The organism is Blattabacterium sp. (Cryptocercus kyebangensis), assembly GCF_003226855.1.
Classification (GTDB): Bacteria; Bacteroidota; Bacteroidia; order Flavobacteriales; family Blattabacteriaceae; genus Blattabacterium.
The window spans coordinates 119,259-136,434 of record NZ_CP029820.1 but is presented as its reverse complement, the minus strand read 5'-3'; the positions used below and the strand labels follow the sequence as shown (position 1 = coordinate 136,434).

The 17,176-nt window shown below is 24.9% G+C and carries 16 protein-coding genes; 12 read left to right on the top strand and 4 right to left on the bottom strand.

Features of this window, described 5'->3' with window-relative positions:
- Window positions 1–25: 25 nt before the first annotated feature.
- Window positions 26–508: a transcription elongation factor GreA gene (greA, locus tag DM815_RS00645; RefSeq protein WP_110508574.1), complete on the top strand. Its 483-nt coding sequence runs from the start codon at window positions 26–28 to the stop codon at window positions 506–508.
- Window positions 501–905, top strand: coding sequence for an HIT family protein (locus tag DM815_RS00640; RefSeq protein WP_110508572.1), 405 nt, complete (start codon window positions 501–503; stop codon window positions 903–905). The genes greA and DM815_RS00640 overlap by 8 nt, the downstream gene beginning before the upstream one ends.
- A gap of 17 nt (window positions 906–922) precedes the next feature.
- Here the strand turns inward: DM815_RS00640 and DM815_RS00635 are convergent, their stop codons facing one another.
- Window positions 923–1,696, bottom strand: coding sequence for a type III pantothenate kinase (locus DM815_RS00635; protein WP_110508570.1), 774 nt, complete (start codon window positions 1,694–1,696; stop codon window positions 923–925).
- 103 nt (window positions 1,697–1,799) lie between these two features.
- Between DM815_RS00635 and DM815_RS00630 the strand changes: the two genes are divergently transcribed.
- A complete protein-coding gene (locus DM815_RS00630; RefSeq protein ID WP_110508568.1) occupies window positions 1,800–2,609 on the top strand; it encodes an alpha/beta fold hydrolase in 810 nt (269 codons plus the stop codon).
- Window positions 2,610–2,783: 174 nt separating this feature from the next.
- Window positions 2,784–3,233, top strand: coding sequence for a 5-formyltetrahydrofolate cyclo-ligase (locus tag DM815_RS03170; RefSeq protein WP_317046303.1), 450 nt, complete (start codon window positions 2,784–2,786; stop codon window positions 3,231–3,233).
- Here DM815_RS03170 and rseP read toward each other — a convergent pair.
- Entirely contained in the window at window positions 3,180–4,517 is a 1,338-nt protein-coding gene (gene rseP, locus DM815_RS00620; protein WP_110508566.1) for an RIP metalloprotease RseP, read from the bottom strand. The two genes, DM815_RS03170 and rseP, sit on opposite strands and share 54 nt — an antisense overlap.
- Before the next feature lie 117 nt (window positions 4,518–4,634).
- Here rseP and DM815_RS00615 point away from each other — a divergent pair, with 117 nt between their 5' ends.
- Both DM815_RS00615 and feoB read left to right on the top strand, forming a co-directional pair.
- Window positions 4,635–4,856: a ferrous iron transport protein A gene (locus DM815_RS00615; protein WP_110508564.1), complete on the top strand. Its 222-nt coding sequence runs from the start codon at window positions 4,635–4,637 to the stop codon at window positions 4,854–4,856.
- A 4-nt stretch (window positions 4,857–4,860) separates the two neighbouring features.
- Window positions 4,861–6,930 (top strand): ferrous iron transport protein B, encoded by a 2,070-nt coding sequence (feoB, locus tag DM815_RS00610; RefSeq protein ID WP_235610018.1) that lies wholly within the window; start codon window positions 4,861–4,863, stop codon window positions 6,928–6,930.
- 124 nt (window positions 6,931–7,054) lie between these two features.
- On the opposite strand, the gene DM815_RS00605 is transcribed toward feoB, so the two are convergent.
- A complete protein-coding gene (locus tag DM815_RS00605; protein WP_110508561.1) occupies window positions 7,055–8,044 on the bottom strand; it encodes a D-alanine--D-alanine ligase in 990 nt (329 codons plus the stop codon).
- A gap of 30 nt (window positions 8,045–8,074) precedes the next feature.
- Between DM815_RS00605 and DM815_RS00600 the strand changes: the two genes are divergently transcribed.
- Window positions 8,075–8,977: a PASTA domain-containing protein gene (locus DM815_RS00600; RefSeq protein ID WP_110508559.1), complete on the top strand. Its 903-nt coding sequence runs from the start codon at window positions 8,075–8,077 to the stop codon at window positions 8,975–8,977.
- Window positions 8,958–9,953 carry an RluA family pseudouridine synthase gene (locus tag DM815_RS00595; protein WP_110508557.1) on the top strand — a complete coding sequence of 332 codons (996 nt, stop codon included), beginning with the start codon at window positions 8,958–8,960 and terminating at the stop codon, window positions 9,951–9,953. Before DM815_RS00600 ends, DM815_RS00595 begins: the two co-directional genes overlap by 20 nt.
- On the opposite strand, the gene mgtE is transcribed toward DM815_RS00595, so the two are convergent.
- Window positions 9,945–11,303: a magnesium transporter gene (gene mgtE / locus DM815_RS00590; RefSeq protein WP_110508555.1), complete on the bottom strand. Its 1,359-nt coding sequence runs from the start codon at window positions 11,301–11,303 to the stop codon at window positions 9,945–9,947. The two genes, DM815_RS00595 and mgtE, sit on opposite strands and share 9 nt — an antisense overlap.
- Before the next feature lie 152 nt (window positions 11,304–11,455).
- Here mgtE and leuS point away from each other — a divergent pair, with 152 nt between their 5' ends.
- From leuS to DM815_RS00570, 4 genes are all read left to right on the top strand, one after another.
- On the top strand, window positions 11,456–14,293 hold the full coding sequence (gene leuS / locus DM815_RS00585) for a leucine--tRNA ligase (RefSeq protein ID WP_110508553.1): 2,838 nt from the start codon (window positions 11,456–11,458) through the stop codon (window positions 14,291–14,293).
- A gap of 169 nt (window positions 14,294–14,462) precedes the next feature.
- Complete coding sequence (locus DM815_RS00580) at window positions 14,463–15,893, top strand: Glu/Leu/Phe/Val family dehydrogenase (RefSeq protein WP_110508551.1); 1,431 nt, start codon at window positions 14,463–14,465, stop codon at window positions 15,891–15,893.
- A complete protein-coding gene (gene pyrH, locus DM815_RS00575) occupies window positions 15,890–16,600 on the top strand; it encodes a UMP kinase (protein WP_110508549.1) in 711 nt (236 codons plus the stop codon). Before DM815_RS00580 ends, pyrH begins: the two co-directional genes overlap by 4 nt.
- A 10-nt stretch (window positions 16,601–16,610) precedes the next feature.
- Complete coding sequence (locus DM815_RS00570; protein ID WP_110509354.1) at window positions 16,611–17,165, top strand: ribosome-recycling factor; 555 nt, start codon at window positions 16,611–16,613, stop codon at window positions 17,163–17,165.
- The last annotated feature ends 11 nt before the right edge of the window (window positions 17,166–17,176 follow it).

Below are 17,176 nucleotides of genomic sequence, written 5' to 3'. Positions count from 1 at the left end.
TAAGATACAATAATAATGAAAAATTATGGAAAAATTCGAATATATAACTAAAGGAGGATTAAAAAAATTACAACAAGAAATAGAAAGACTAGAAAATATAGAACGGCCAAAAATATCAATGCAAATAGCTGAAGCAAGAGATAAAGGAGATATTTCAGAAAATGCAGAATATGATGCAATAAAAGAAGCACAAGGATTCTTAGAAATGAATATAGCTAAATTAAAAAAAAAACTATTCAATGCAAGAATTATAGATGAATCACAAATAAATAGAACTAGAGTCTCTATTTTATCTACAGTAAGAGTTAAAAATATAACCTATGGAGGAGAACAAATATATACCTTAGTTCCAGAAGGAGAAGCCGATTTAAAATCAGGTAAAATTTCTATAAATACTCCTATATCTACAGGGTTACTTGGTAAAAAAGTAGGAGAAATGGCCCATATTCATTTACCTAATAAGATGATACTTGATTACGAAATTTTAGAAATAGGATTTAGTGAATAGAGATATATTTACAAAAATAATTAAAAATGAAATTTCCGCTTATAAAATAGCAGAAAATTCTGATCATTTAGCTATTTTAGATATTTATCCAGTAAAAATTGGACATACTTTAGTGATTCCCAAAAAAAAAAATGTAGAAAAAATATTTTCTCTTACAGAAAAAGAATTTATCTCTATTATGTCTTTTACTCGAAAAGTAGCTATAGGTCTTGAAAAGATAATACCTTGTAATCGGATAGGAATATTTGTTCTTGGATTTGAAATTCCTCATGTTCATATACACTTAATTCCTATGGATGAAGAAAGTGATGGAGATTTTTCTAAAAGAAGAATAGATTTATCGGAAAAATGTTTTAAAATTTTATCAAATAAAATAAGAAAATCTATTGAAATTTAAAAAAATCATAATTTATTTTATTTATTCCAATGAAATAGGATTTTTAATCCTCTTATTGTATGCAACTTATCTTTAAAGTGAATTTTTTTAGTTAAAGGAGTATATATATGAGAAAGGCCTCCAGTAGCAATTACAAAACAATTTTCTTTTAATTCTTTATTAATACGATTAATAAGACCTTCTACCATACTTAAATATCCATAAATAATCCCACTTTGTATACATGTTTCAGTATATTGTCCTAATATACTAGGAGGTTTTTTTAATTTTATTTTTGAAAGTTGAGCAGTGTTACCAATCAATGCAGACAATGAACTATTTACTCCTGGGGCAATAATAACTCCTTTAAGATGTCCATATTTATCTATACATGTAAAACTTAATGAAGTTCCAAAATCTATTACTAAAGTATTTTCTTTATTTTTATTGTATAATGTATATGCCGCTATAGCATTAGCATATAAATCTGTTCCTAATTGATGAGAATAGTGTTTTATTGGAGAAAAAGAATATCTATCTACTATTATCGGTTTTATTTTGTGTATTTCATATAAAGACTGTTCTACAATGTTCGTAAGAGTAGGAACTACAGATCCAATAACAATATTTTGTATTAATTTTGAAAAAATTCCATATTGTTGATATATATTCCTAAACAATAAAATATATTCATCTAATGATCTATGTGGATTACTATTAATAATCCATGAAAAATTACATTTCAGATTATAATTATTATTAAATAGTCCAAAACGTAGACTGGAATTTCCAATATTTATAGTTAACAACATTATTAAATTCATTTTTTAATAATAAAAAATGTAATTAAATTTGAATTATATTTCATAGTAGTTATCTATTTTTCAGTTATTTATTCTTCTTAAATATAAGAATATGTTTATATATTTTCATAATAAAAAAAAGATTTATTACAAAATAAAAGGAAATGGACGATCTATTGTTTTTTTACATGGATTTATGGAAAGTTCAGAAATTTGGAATTTTTTTTATGATATATTTTCTGAAGAGTATAAGATTCTTTTAATTGACTTTCCTGGTCATGGAAAAAGTTCCTCCTATGAAGAAAAAACTATTTTTACTATGGAAGAAGTAGCTGATATAGTAAAATTTATTTTAGAAAAAGAAAATATAGAAAAATCCATTTTTGTTGGTCACTCTATGGGAGGATATATTGCTCTTGCACTTGCAGAAAAATATCCAGAAATATTTTTGGGTTTATGTTTACTTCATTCTACTGCAGAATCAGATACAAAAGAAAAAAAGAGAAATAGAATTCGTTCTATACAATTTGCAATAAATAATTATCCTTTATTTATCTCTTCTAGTATACAGAAACTGTTTAATCCTAAAAAATTAGATCTTTTGAAAAGAGAAATTAATTTATTAAAAAAAATAACTTTATCTACTTCCTCTAAAAGTGCAATTTCTTTTTTACGAGGAATGTCTATTCGAAAAGACAGAAGATTTTTATTAAAAAAAACAAAATTTCCAAAATTGTATATAATAGGGTTACATGATTTAATTCTTCATAAAAAAAGAATACGTGAAGAAGCAAAATTTGGGTATAATTGCCATTTCATTGAGATATCAACAGGTCATATGGGCCATATAGAAAAACCTAAAGAAATAAGCAAGATATTAGAAAAATTCATGAATTTCATAAAAAATGATTTATTATTATAAATAAAATGGATAAAAATAAATTACGAAAAAAATATCTATTTTACAGAAAATCTTTTTCAAGAGAAGAAGTACTAAAAAAAAGTTATGAAATATTTTTTCAAGTAAAAAAACTATTCATATGGAATAAAAAATATTATCATATTTTTTTACCCATACAGAGAAATAACGAAATAAATACGTTTTTCATTATTAATTTTCTTCATAAAAAAAAAATATATAACAATTCCTCATTCAAATTTTCATAAATTATCTATAGATAATTGTCTTTTTGATAGAAAAACATTGATAAAAATAAATAAATATGGAATTCCGGAACCTATACAAAAGAATATTATTCCTCCTTATTTTATTGAAGTTATATTTGTTCCATTATTAGTTTTCGATTTAAAAGGATATCGTATTGGTTACGGAAAAGGATTTTACGATAGATTTCTTACACTATGTAAAAAAAATGTCCTAAAAATAGGATTGAGTTTATTTGAACCTATAAATTGTATTAAATCAATACATAAAAACGATCTTACAATAGATATAGGAGTCACTATGACTCATACTTTTTTCTTTAAAAATTCAAGAAAAAAATACTTTAAAGATATCCCAAATAATGACCATAAACATAATTAAACTGATAGTTAGAAAACCAATGATCGTAAAACGTTCAAAAATTCTCTCGTTTATCCTTTTCTTAGTTATCATTTCTATCATAATAAATAGTATATAACCTCCATCTAATGATGGAATAGGAAATAAATTCAAAAAAGCTAACCATATAGATAAAGTAGCTGTTAAGGTCCAGAATAATCCCCAATTCCATTGATCAGGGAACTCTTTAGCCATAGAAAAAAAACTACCTATATGTTTGTAAGCTCTAGTTTCTAGATGAAAAACATTTTTAAAAAAAAATATTTGATTTTTTAGAACATCCCAGGATTTTTTTAAACCATAAGGAAAACTTTCAATTATAGAATAATTTTTTTTTTCGAATGAAAAAATTTGATCCATATCTATAAAATCCTTTAAATAAATCCCTAATATACCTTTTTGATTTAAAAAAACTTCCTTTTGAAAAAGCTTTCCATTTCTATTGATAGAAATTAATATAGTTTGGTTCTTATATTTCGATAAAATATCTTTGAGTTGATCGGAAAATAAAATAAATTCCGAATTAATTGCTAAAATTTCATCATTATTTTTCAATCCAGATTTATATGCTCCTGAATTTTTAATTACGTAATTTATAATAGGAGGGACACGAGGTTTAATAAAAAATCTAAATTCTTTTCTATCAAAAAAATATCTTTTTTTATCGTCATTCAATGATAAATGAATAATTTTACCCATACGATCTATAGTAATGGAATTTCCTAAAATAACTGCTTTAGGTATATCATTAAAATATGGTATAAATTTTCCATTTACAAATAGAATTTTATCCCCGTTTTTTAATCCAATTTTTTTACCCAAAGAATCTACTTCAATTCCGTATTTTACATTTTTTGTAGGAAGGAATATATCTCCATATTTAAATAACAAAAAAGAAAAAATAATAATAGATAACAATACATTGGAAATAATCCCTCCTAAAACAATTAATAATCGTTTTACTGAAGACTTTGAACGAAATTCCCAATCTTTCGTACTTTTTTTTTCTGTAGAAGTACTTTTATCTTCTTCTGTTATCATTCCAGATATTTTTACATATCCTCCTAAAGGAATCCACCCTATTCCATAAATAGTCTTTCCTATTTTTTTTTTAAATATAGAAAACCAAGGATCAAAAAACAAAAAAAATCTTTCTACATGGACTTTAAATGCTTTAGCTAACAAAAAGTGTCCTAATTCATGAATAACTATCAATATAGAAACACTAAACAGTAACTGTATGGATCTAACTAAAATAGACGTCATAAGTTATAACATATTTTTTTTCAAATAGTAGATAAATTTAAACCTTTATTTTATTTTTTTACAACACATATATTCTTAGAAGTATATTTAACTATATAATTTTAAATACACATAAATTTGAACTTATCTAATCTTAAAAAAGGAGAAAAAGGAATTATTAAGGGATATAAAAATGAAGATTTTCCTATAAAATTATTAGAATTAGGTATTTTACCTGGTGTTAAATTTGAAATACTTTTCGTTTCTATTTTTTATGATCCACTTTGTATTAGTTATGATCAATCTTGTGTAACATTACGAAAAAAAGAAGCAGAAAATATTATAATAGAACCTATTTAAAATAATGAAAAAAACAATTAAATTGGCTCTTATTGGGAATCCCAATGTGGGAAAAACTTCTTTATTTAATAAATTAACCGGACTTAATCAAAAAGTAGGAAATTACTTAGGTGTAACAATTGATAAAAAAATAGGATATTTTTTTTACAAAAAAATCTATTATCAAATAATCGATCTTCCTGGAACTTATAGCATATACCCATCCTCTGAAGATGAGGAGATAGTGTGTAGATTATTAAATGATAAAAAAAACGTGAATGATTATCCAGATAAAATTATCGTTGTAGCGGATTCATCTAATATAAAAAAAAGTATTCTTTTACTTAGACAAATACAAGATTTAGGATTTCCTGTTTTATTCATATTGAATATGATTGATGAAGCAAAAAAAAAGGGAATTTTTATTGATATAAAAAAATTAAAAAAATTTCTTATAACGGAAATTGTATCAATTAATGCAAGAAAAGGAATAGGAATAGAAAAAGTTAAAAATAAAATAAATAAAATAAACTATAAAAAAAAAAATAACTTCTTGTTTTTTAATCCAAAATTGGATTATCTCACTGCTATTAAAGATGTAAAAATTTGTTATCCAGTTAACTCTTATAGGGCTTGGTATTATTTAGCTAATAATAAAATCTTTTTAAAAAAAGAAGATAAAATTTTAAATAAAATTAAAAAAAAACATAATATTATTTCTAAAAAATTGCAAATTAAAGAAATACTGTATAGATATCAGGAAATAAGTTCCATTTTCTCTAAAACGGTTTCTGAATTTATTTCGGATAAAGAAAGAAATTATTTAAATTTTCAAAAAAAAATAGATAAATCTTTATTAGTCCATCCTTTATGGGGTTATTTAATTTTCTTTTTTTTATTATTCATTATATTTCAAAGTGTTTTTTTTTTATCAGAAAATACTAAAGGATTTATAGAATTTTTTTTTTATATTATTAAAAAAAAACTGGAAAATTTTTATCCAGGTCCTTTAAATAATTTTTTTATACAGGGAATTTTACCTGGAATTAGTACTATTATTACTTTTATCCCACCAATTTTTATTTTATTATTTTTTATTCTTCTTATGGAAGAAAGTGGTTATATAAGTAGAGTAATATTTTTAATGGATAGGATTATGCGTCCATTTGGATTAAATGGAAAAAGTGTGGTTCCTCTTATTTCTAGCTTTTCTTGTTGCATTCCAGCAATAATGGCTTCTAGACATATAGAAAATTCTAGAGATCGTCTAATCACTATTTTAGTCACTCCTTTTATGACATGTTCAGCTAGATTACCTGTTTATACATTAATCATTTCTTTAATTATTCCGGATAAAAAATGGTATTTTATACAACTAAGAGGATTGGTACTCATGGCTATGTACCTATTAGGTCTTTTTTCTGCTCTAAGTATTTCCATGATTATTCATCATTTTATTCTAAAAAAAGATTATAAAAGTCATCTTATTATGGAAATGCCTACTTATAAATATCCTATATTCATCAATATATGGATTCCTTTATGGATAAATATAAAATCTTTTATTTTTAATGCAGGAAAAGTGATTTTATTAGTAAATATATTAATTTGGGTATTAGGATCTTTTGGTCCTTCAAAAAAATTATCAAATAAGAATTCTATTTTTTTGGAAGAAATAATCAAAAAGAAAGAACTTCCTAATTCTTATTTAGGTTTAATAGGAAAAAAAATAGAACCATTGATTCATCCATTAGGATATAATTGGAAAATAGGAATTGGGTTAATTTCATCTCTTGTAGCAAGAGAAGTTTTTGTTAGTACAATGGATTCGGTCTATAATATAGAAAAGGGAAATTTTTTATTAAAAGAAAAAATGAAAAAAGAAGAATTTTATGATACAAAAAAACCTGTTTACAATCTTGCGACAGGATTTTCTTTACTTTTTTTTTACGCATTTTCTATGCAATGTATGAGCACCTTATCTACAGTAAAAAAAGAAACCAAGTCTTGGAAATGGCCTATTATACAATTTTTTTTTATGACAACATTAGCTTATTTTTCTTCTTTTTTCATTTATCAAATATTAAAAACATAAAAAAATGTGGCAGTATATGATTATTGGTCTATTCTTTTCGTATTCTATCATTTGTTTACTCAAAAAGTTTTTGAATTTTTTTTCAAAAAAAAGGAATTTTTGTAAAAAAAAATGCAATTGTAAATTATAAATTTTTTGAATTTTCAATAGAATAATCTATATATTTTTTAAATAAATCTGAGAGAGAAATCCCAGCAATACTTAATTGTTTTGGAAAAATACTTTTTTTAGAAAGACCAGGAATCGTATTTATTTCTAGAAAAAAAGGCTCTCCATTTACAAGAATAAATTCCGATCTAGATATTCCGGATAAATTTAAAATATTACATATTTTTTTTGCCAATTTTTGAATCTTATTTTCAATACTTGGAAGTAACCGAGCAGGTGTAATTTCTTTAGATCCTCCATAATATTTTGACTCAAAATCGAAAAAATCATTTTTACTAATTATTTCTGTAATTGGTAATACGGTAATTTCATGATTAAAGGAAATAACTCCTACTGAAATTTCAATTCCTTTTAGAAAAGATTCCATAATGATTTCGTCATCTTCTTTAAAAGCCTTTTCTATAGAGGGCAATAGCTCTTCTTTTTTATACACTTTTGATATACCTAAACTAGATCCGGATCTACTAGGTTTTACAAAACATGGTAACCCTACTTTTTTGATAATTTTTTTTTCGCAAAAAGGTTGATTTCGATTCAAAAAAAAGGAAACTGCTGTATTGATTCCAAATTCCTTTAATAAGGTTAAACAATACTTTTTGTTAAAAGTAAGATTTGCCTGATTAAAATGACATCCTGTATAGGGTATTTTCAATAAATGAAAATAAGATTGTAAAATTCCATCTTCTCCTGGAGTTCCATGAATAGCATTAAATACACAATCAAATTTTAAAGTTTGATTACTTGTAAGACGAATTGTAAAATCATGTTTATTAATAGAATATTCATTATTTTTTTCCCCCATTAAAACCCATTTATCTCTGAATATATAGATTTTATAAGGATCAAATTCTTCTCTATTTAAATTTTCGTAAACTACTTTTCCACTTTTTAGTGAAATGAGAGATTCTTCTGTATACCCTCCCATAATAATAGCAATTTTTTTCATTATTCTTTATTTATTTTATATTTATTCAGTATGAAATATTCGAAATATTTTTTAATTTTAGTCTTAAATTTATTAATATCTATACTTATTTTATATAAAATAATTAATTTCGCATTGAAATGGGTTAATTTTTACACAAAACATGGATCTTATGTAAAAGTTCCTGATCTTCATCATTTAACTTTAAATCAATCCTTATCTATTTTAAATAAATTAGGACTAAAATACGATGTAGATACATCTCGTTATGATCCCTATTTTGATCCTTTTCAAGTTATTTCTTTTTTTCCAGAAGCTGGAGATCATGTTAAAAAAGGAAGATCTATATATATACAAGCTAATCCAAAAAATTATCAATCTACTGTCTTACCAAATATAATAAATCAGCATAAACATATAGCAATTAAATTGATTCATGCTAATCATCTCCTAGTAAAAAATATAAAATATATAAAGGATCTTTCCAAGGATATTGTTCTAAAAGTTTTTTATAAAGGAAAATCGATTCCATCTGGATATATTTTACCGCATAAAGATAAAATTACCTTAATAGTTGGAAAAGGATATGAAAAAAATAATTTTATAATTCCAAATGTTATTGGAATGTCTTTTTCTTCTGCAAATTATACTTTGAAAGAAAAATCATTTAACATTATTAATTTTTATTATGACCAGTCATTGGAGGATCATTCTATCAATAATGCAAAAGTTTATCGTCAAGAACCTTATCCTGGAAAAATAAAGGATAAAAATCAACCTATAACTCTTTGGTTAACATCGAATAATTCAAAAGAATTATTCGATGATTTTATCCAAAAATATGAATCTAATCCTTCTAAAAATATAAACAGAAAAAATGCTTTAAAAAAATGGATACATCCTAATAAAAGAATAAGAGGAATAGAAAGAATAAATGAACATAAAAAAATTTAGTTTTTTATTAAAAAAAAATCAAAAATCTATTCGAGTTGATAAATTTTTAATGCAATCAATCCAAAATATTAGTAGAAATCAAATCCAAAAGGCTGCAAGTTTAGGAAAAATTTTGGTAAATAAACGTTTTATAAAAAAAAACTACCAAATAAAACCTTTTGATTTTATAGAAGTAGAAATATCTTATCCATCTATTTTAGATTCAGAATATAAAAATATTATTGCAGAAAAAATACCTCTTGATATTCTTCATGAAGATGAAGATATTATCGTAGTTAATAAAAAACCAGGAATGGTAGTCCATCCAGGGGTTGGAAACGAAAAAGGAACTTTAATTCACGGAATTAAATATCATTTAAAAAATGATAATAAATTATTATATAGGTTAGGGTTAGTTCACCGAATAGATAAAGATACTTCAGGATTACTTGTTTTAGCTAAAAACGAACAGGCACAAAAATGTTTATTTCAACAATTTATTTCTAAAACTATTAAAAGAAAATATATAGCTTTAGTATGGGGTAATTTGAAAAATGAAGAAGGAACTATAACTGGATTTATAGGAAGAGATCCTAAAAATAGAAAAAGAATGACTCTTTTTAAAAAAGATTTTTATAGAGGAAGATATTCAATAACTCATTACAAAGTTTTAGAAAGATTTAAATATATAACATATGTTTCCTGTAATTTAGGTACTGGAAAAACACATCAAATAAGAGTTCATTTTAAATATTTAGGACATCCATTATTCAATGACTTTATTTATGGTGGAAATAAAATTGTAAAAAGTTTTTCAAAAAAACATTTTAAATTTTTAAAAATATGTTTAAATATTTTAAAAAGACAAGCATTGCATGCCGTTTCTCTTACCTTCACCCATCCAAAAAATGGAAAATGTCATTTTACGTGTCCAATTCCTGAAGATTGGAAAAAAGTTATTCAAAAATTTAGAGAAAGATTTTCCTTTTTACAATAAAGTCCCATGAAGAAGAATATAAGACATAGAAAAATATATAATTAATCCAATAACATCCACTAATGTAGCCACAAAAGGAGCAGAAGAACTGGCTGGATCTCCTCTAAATTTTTTAATTACAAAAGGTAACATAGATCCACTAAAAGTACCCCATAAAACAACGAAAATCAAGGATAAAAAAACTGTTAATCCAACCAATATAAAATGAGGTCCATAGTTGAAAAAATTTATATTATGCCATGCCAAAACACGGATAAATCCAGTGAATCCTAAGATACTTCCTAAAAAAAAACCACATATTATTTCTCTTCGCATGACTATCCACCAATCTTTTATTTTCACTTCTCCCAAAGCCATTGCTTGAATAATTAAGCTGGAAGCTTGAGATCCACTATTCCCCCCACTAGAAACCACTAAGGGAATAAATAATGCCAAAACTACGGCTTTTTCTATAACACTTGAAAAATTCTGCATAACAGTTGTCGTTAACATTTCACCTATAAATAATAAGATTAACCATCCAGCTCTTTTCTTAATTAATTTAGATAAAGGAACATTTAAATAAGATTGATTCAAAACTTCCATCCCCCCTATTTTTTGAATATCTTCTCTATAATTTTCATTTAAAACCCATAATATATCATCTATAGTTACTATTCCAAGCAAATTTTTTTTATCATCTATTACTGGAAGTGAAACTCTATTATTCATAGAAAATATTTTATTGGCTTCTTCTTCTGTATCGGTAACACTTAAAGCAGCAGTATATCTTCCATCCATTAATTCTTCTACTTTAGTATCTATATCTACTAATAAAAATTCTCTTATTTTTATATCATCCACTAATTTTCCTTTTTGATTTACTATATAAATAATTTCTATTACATCACTATTTTTCCCTTCTTTTCGTATATATTCTAAAACTTCCTTAACCCTCCAAGTATCTTTTACAGCAAGATAAAATGGAATCATAAGACGTCCTACACTATTTTCAGGATATCCTAAATAAATTAAAGTTTTACGTTTTTCTTCCGGATTTAAATATTTAATCAAATCTTTTAAAGAATCTTTTGGTAGATCCTCTAAAAAAGAGACACGATCATCTACAGATAGTTGATTCATGAATTCCATCATTTTAATAGATGGAAGACCTTCAATAATTTTTTTTTTTATAAAAAAATCTAAAAATTTAAAAACGGAAGTAGCTTTATTTATTTTCAATAAAATAAATATTTCTACAGAATTATCCGGATCATCTTGAATTAATGTTACCAAATAACTAATAGTTTGATTATTTAAAAATTTTTGGTTAAAATTATTTTCTAAATAATCTTGATGGTTATTAAACATTTCTTTTCTTTTTTAGAAAAACTCTTTTTTATTATTATCAAATAATTATGGATAATTATATTTTTAAATTAAATATTGTTTTTCACAGAAACCACTAAAATTACGTAATAAAATTATTGAATTTTTTATATAGAATTTAAAATAAAATAAACATGGAATATAATTTTCGAAAATTAGAAAAACGTTGGCAAATATATTGGAAAAAAAACAATATTTTTCATACAGAAGAAAACGAGAATTACACAAAAAAAAAATACTATATTTTAAATATGTTTCCTTATCCTTCCGGAGCCGGTCTTCATATAGGACATTGTTTAGGATATATAGCATCCGATATTTATGCACGATATAAACGTGCAGAAGGTTATAACGTCCTAAATCCTATAGGATTTGATTCTTTTGGCCTTCCTGCAGAACAATATGCCATTCAAACTGGACAGCATCCTTACGAAACTACTAGAAAAAATATACAAAAATATCAAAAACAGATGGATAAAATAGGTCTGTCTTTCGATTGGAGTCGTAAATTATGCACCAGTAACCCAGATTATTATCGTTGGACTCAATGGATGTTTATTCAAATTTTTAATTCTTGGTACGATAAAGATAGTGAAAAAGCTAAGCCTATAAACTTTTTAATTAAAGAATTTAATAAAAACGGAAATTTATCTGTTAATGCTAGTACTCCCTTTAACTATAAATTTGATTCAAAAAAATGGAAAAAATTTAGTTCTCTAAAAAAAGATTCGATTCTTTTAAATTACCGATTGGCATTTTTATGTAAAAATACGGTTAATTGGTGCCCGGATCTAGGGACTGTATTAGCTAATGATGAAATAAAAAATGGAAAAAGTCAAAGAGGTGGATATCCAATTTATAAGAAGAAAATGCTTCAATGGCATATAAGAATTACCGCTTACGTAGAAAGACTTTTAAAAGGGCTAGATCTTATTAAATGTTCTAATTCTCTTAAGAAACTACAATATAATTGGATTGGTAAAAAAACAGGGGCTACCATATTTTTAGAACTTCTTTTCTCTAATAATAAAAATGATAAAAAAATAGAATCTTTTATTTTTCGTCCAGAAATTGTATTTGGAATGACCTTTATTATTGTATCTACAGATCATCCATTATTAGAAAAAATTACTATTCCTTATCATAAAAAAAATCTTATTGAATATTTGAATAAACAAGAAAATTATGTAGAAGAATCAGAAAAAGAAAAAAATATTTCAGGTTTTTTTACAGGAAACTATGTTCTACATCCATTTATTAATGGTAAAAAAATTCCTATTTATGTTAGTAATTATTTTTCTGTAGATCCTCAAACAAAATCTATAGTAGGTATACCTAGTCATGAAAAAGATAGCCTAAAATTTGCAAAAAAATTTGGATTAGAAATTTTACCAGTTTTTATTGAAAAAACTAAAAATAATAAAGATGAACTTTATGAAGGAAAAAATGGAATTTGCATTAATTCTTATTTTTTAAATGGATTAAAAGAAAAAGAAGCCAGGGAAAAAATAATCCAAATTTTGAAAAATAAAAACATTGGAATAAAAAAAAACAGTTATCGGTTACTAGACGCTGTTTTTTCTAGACAGAGGTACTGGGGAGAACCCATTCCAATTTATTTTAAAAATAAAATACCTAAAACTATTCCAATGGAAAAACTTCCTCTTCTTTTGCCAAGAATAAAAAATTATCATCCAAAAGACGGAAAATCTCCATTAATGAGAGTAAAAAATTGGGCTTGGGACGAAAAAAATATGAAAATAGTTTCAAATACTCTTATTGATAATAAATATGTATTTCCAATAGAAACTAGTACAATGCCTTGTTGGGCTGGATCCAGTTGGTATTTTCTTCGTTATATGGATGTTCATAATAAAAAATTTTTTTTGGACAATAAAAAAGAAAATTATTGGAAGAATATAGATCTATATATCGGGGGTTCTGAACATTCTACAGGGCATTTAATTTATGCAAGATTTTGGCATAAATTTCTTAAAGATAGAGGATGGATAAAAAAAGAAGAACCTTTTAATAAAATATTAAATCAAGGGATGATACTTATTCATTCTGCTATTATATTAAAAATTATTGGAAAAAATATATTTGTTTCCTATGGATTATTGAAAAATAAGGATGGTTTATCATTTCAAGAAATATATGTAGATATTTCTCTAATCAATCATAATAACCAATTAAATATAAATAAATTGAAACAATGGAACCCTGAATTTTCAAATTCCAAATTTCTTTTAGAAAAAGGAATTTTCTTTTGTAAAAGAAAATTAGAAAAAATGTCCAAATCTAAATACAATATTATAAATCCAGATCATATTTCTGATAAATATGGATCAGATGTTTTTCGTATTTACGAAATGTTTTTAGGTCCAATTACACTATCTAAACCTTGGAATGATCAAAAAATAAATGGAATAAAAAAATTTATAAATAAATTTTGGCGTTTATTCCATAAAAATGGATTATTTCAAATTAGTGATTTATCTCCAACATTTAAGGAATTGAAAATTTTGCATTACACAATCAAAAAATTAAAGGAAAGAATAGAATCCTTTTCTTTTAATACATCTATTAGTTATTTGATGATGATGGTTAATAAATTAACTATTTTAAAATGTAATAAAAGAAAAATATTGGAACCTCTAGTTAAATTAATGGCTCCCTTTTCTCCTCATATATCTGAGGAAATTTGGAAAAAACTAGGAGGTAAAAAATCTATTTTATTTTCACCTATACCTATTTTTAATCCAAAATTTCTTGTAGAAAAAAAAATTACATATCCAATTATGTTTAATGGGAAATTAAAATTTAAAGAGATTTTTGACTCAAATCTAACAGTAGAAAAAATAAAATACAAAATTTTAAATCATCCTAAAACTATATTCTTTTTAAAAGAAAAAGTATTACAAAAAGTAATTATTATTCAATATAAAATAATAAATATTTTATTTATTTAATTAAATATCAGTTTATTAATTAATAATTAAAATAATCTATGTTCAAATAGATATTTTGTATATTTAAAAAATATTTCAACATAAAACGTAGATTTGTATTCAACAAATACAGCATTTTTTTTTTGAATTTTTTCATTTTAGATTTAAAAATGTGTAAAAACTTTTTTTTATGTCAAAAAAAAATAAAAGTAAAGCTGATATATATAATTTTTTTAGTTATATAGAAAAAAATTTTGATAAAGCTGCACGATTTATTTCTATTGAAAAAGGACTTTTAGAACAAATTAAATATTGTAATGCTGTATATCGGATGCACTTTCCTGTAAAAATAGGAAAAGAAATCAAAGTTATTGAAGCCTATAGGGTACAACACTCTCATCATAAACTACCCTGTAAAGGTGGGATCAGATATAGTATAAAAGTAAATCAAGATGAAATTATGACTTTAGCTGCGCTTATGACATATAAATGTGCTATAGTAGATGTCCCATTTGGTGGATCTAAAGGTGGAATTAAAATAGATCCACAAACTATTTCTGTAGAAAATCTAGAAAAGATTACACGTCGTTATACTTCTGAATTAATTAAAAAAAATTTTATAGGTCCAGGAATTGATGTTCCAGCTCCTGATTATGGAACTGGAGAGAGAGAGATGAGCTGGATTTTTGACACTTTTTTATCTATAATTCCTGGAGAAGTAGATGCACTAGCCTGTGTAACGGGGAAACCTATTTCTCAAGGAGGAGTTAGAGGTAGAAAAGAAGCAACTGGATTAGGAGTTTTTTATGGAATTAGAGAATTATGTTGTATGAAAGAATATATGTGTTCTATTGGTCTTGATTTAGGATTAGATGGTAAAAAAATTATAATACAAGGTCTAGGTAATGTAGGTTATCATGCCGCTAATTTTTTTCATGAATCAGGTGCTATTATTGTTGCCTTAGCAGAAAGAGAGGGTGCTATTTACAATCAAAAAGGATTGAATGTATCCAAAGTGATACTACATTTAAAAAATACTGGATCCATATTAAATTTTCCAGGATCAAAAAATATTGAAAATACAGAGAAAGCGTTAGAATTAGAATGTGACATACTTATCCCTGCTGCATTAGAAAATGTTATACATAAGAATAATGCTAATCGTATTAAAGCTAAAATTATTGGAGAAGCGGCAAATGGACCGGTAACTCCTGAAGCAGATGAAATATTAGGAAAAATGGGGGTAATTATAGTTCCAGATATTTATTTAAATGCTGGAGGAGTTACAGTCTCTTATTTTGAATGGTTAAAAAATTTAAGTCATGTACGTTATGGACGTATGGAAAAACGATTTAATGAAAATATGAATTCTGAACTTTTGCAGGTCATTGAAACTATTTGTCATAAAAAAATTCCAAAAGAAGAGAAAAAAATTATTTTGAGAGGACCAAGAGAAATAGATTTAGTACGTAGTGGATTAGAAGATACAATGATTAGTGGATTTCATAAAATTCATGATCTAAAAAAATCATTAAAAATAGAAACCATGCGAACTTCTGCCTTTGTACTTTCCATAAATAAAATCATAGATTCTTATGAAAAATTAGGAATTTTTCCATGAAGTATAAAAGATCATTATTGAAATTAAGCGGAGAATCTCTTATGGGAAATAAGAATTTTGGATTTCATTCTACTCGTCTTCAGCAATATGCTGAAGAAGTAAAAAAGGTTGTCGATATGGGGGCTCAAGTAGCTATAGTTATTGGTGGTGGAAATATATTTAGAGGTTTTTCTAGGTTAAATAGTACGATAGATCGTATAGGGGGAGATTATATGGGAATGCTAGCTACTGTTATAAACGGAATAGCCCTACAATCTTACTTAGAAAACGTAGGTATATGTACCTCTATACAAACAGCTATTAGAATGGATCAAATAGCGGAACCCTTTGTCAAGGATAGAGCTATTCATCATTTAGAAAAAGGAAGAGTAGTTATATTTGTAGCAGGATTAGGAAATCCCTATTTTACTACAGATACAGCCGCTGTCTTACGTGCTATAGAAATAAAGGCCGATGTTTTATTGAAAGGGACTAGAGTTGATGGGATCTATACTACAGATCCAGAAAAAGATAAATATGCTAAAAAATTAAAAAAAATATCCTTCGATATGGCTTATCAAATGGGAATCAAAGTGATGGACCAAACCGCTTTTATTTTAGGAAATGAAAATAATTTACCCATTATTATTTTTGATATCAATAGAAAAGGTAATTTTAAAAAAGTAATTTCAGGAGAAGAAATTGGAACCTTGGTTATTAAAAAATAATAAAAAAATTATGGATGAATTAAATAAAATTTTTTTTTCTTGTAAAAAAGACATGGAAATAATTTTAAAAAAATTACAAGAAGAAATTCATCGAATTCGTTTAGGTAGTAAATCCATTCTCTCCTTTTTGGAAAAAATAAAAATAAAGTGTTATGGGAGCTTTTTACCTTTAATAGAAGTAGCCAATATTACTATTGTAGACAATATGAATCTAACTATTCAACCTTGGGATCGTTCTATCATTTCACATATAGATAAAGCTATTATAGATACTAATTTAGGATTTATGCCTACTAACAAAGGGGAATATATTCACATTAATCTTCCTATTATTACAGAAGAAGGAAGAAAAAATTTGATGAAAAGAATCAAAAAACAAACAGAAAAGGCAAAAGTATCCGTGAGAATAGTACGAAAAAAAAATAATCAATCCATAAAAAAATTAAAATTAGCCCAAGATTTATCTAAATCAGGAGAAAATAGGATACAAAAAATAACGATTGAATATATTAAAAATATTGATAATTTTTTTCTTTATAAAGAAAAAGAAATTTTAAAAATATAAAAATTTGGATA

Coding starts and splice junctions, on each gene's coding strand:
- rseP (WP_110508566.1), bottom strand. CDS start 4,517: ATGACGTCTATTTTAGTTAGATCCATACAGTTACTGTTTAGTGTTTCT.
- DM815_RS00600 (WP_110508559.1), top strand. CDS start 8,075: ATGAAATATTCGAAATATTTTTTAATTTTAGTCTTAAATTTATTAATA.
- greA (WP_110508574.1), top strand. CDS start 26: ATGGAAAAATTCGAATATATAACTAAAGGAGGATTAAAAAAATTACAA.
- pyrH (WP_110508549.1), top strand. CDS start 15,890: ATGAAGTATAAAAGATCATTATTGAAATTAAGCGGAGAATCTCTTATG.
- DM815_RS00630 (WP_110508568.1), top strand. CDS start 1,800: ATGTTTATATATTTTCATAATAAAAAAAAGATTTATTACAAAATAAAA.
- DM815_RS00570 (WP_110509354.1), top strand. CDS start 16,611: ATGGATGAATTAAATAAAATTTTTTTTTCTTGTAAAAAAGACATGGAA.
- leuS (WP_110508553.1), top strand. CDS start 11,456: ATGGAATATAATTTTCGAAAATTAGAAAAACGTTGGCAAATATATTGG.
- DM815_RS00635 (WP_110508570.1), bottom strand. CDS start 1,696: ATGTTGTTAACTATAAATATTGGAAATTCCAGTCTACGTTTTGGACTA.
- DM815_RS00595 (WP_110508557.1), top strand. CDS start 8,958: ATGAACATAAAAAAATTTAGTTTTTTATTAAAAAAAAATCAAAAATCT.
- DM815_RS00605 (WP_110508561.1), bottom strand. CDS start 8,044: ATGAAAAAAATTGCTATTATTATGGGAGGGTATACAGAAGAATCTCTC.
- DM815_RS00580 (WP_110508551.1), top strand. CDS start 14,463: ATGTCAAAAAAAAATAAAAGTAAAGCTGATATATATAATTTTTTTAGT.
- feoB (WP_235610018.1), top strand. CDS start 4,861: ATGAAAAAAACAATTAAATTGGCTCTTATTGGGAATCCCAATGTGGGA.
- mgtE (WP_110508555.1), bottom strand. CDS start 11,303: ATGTTTAATAACCATCAAGATTATTTAGAAAATAATTTTAACCAAAAA.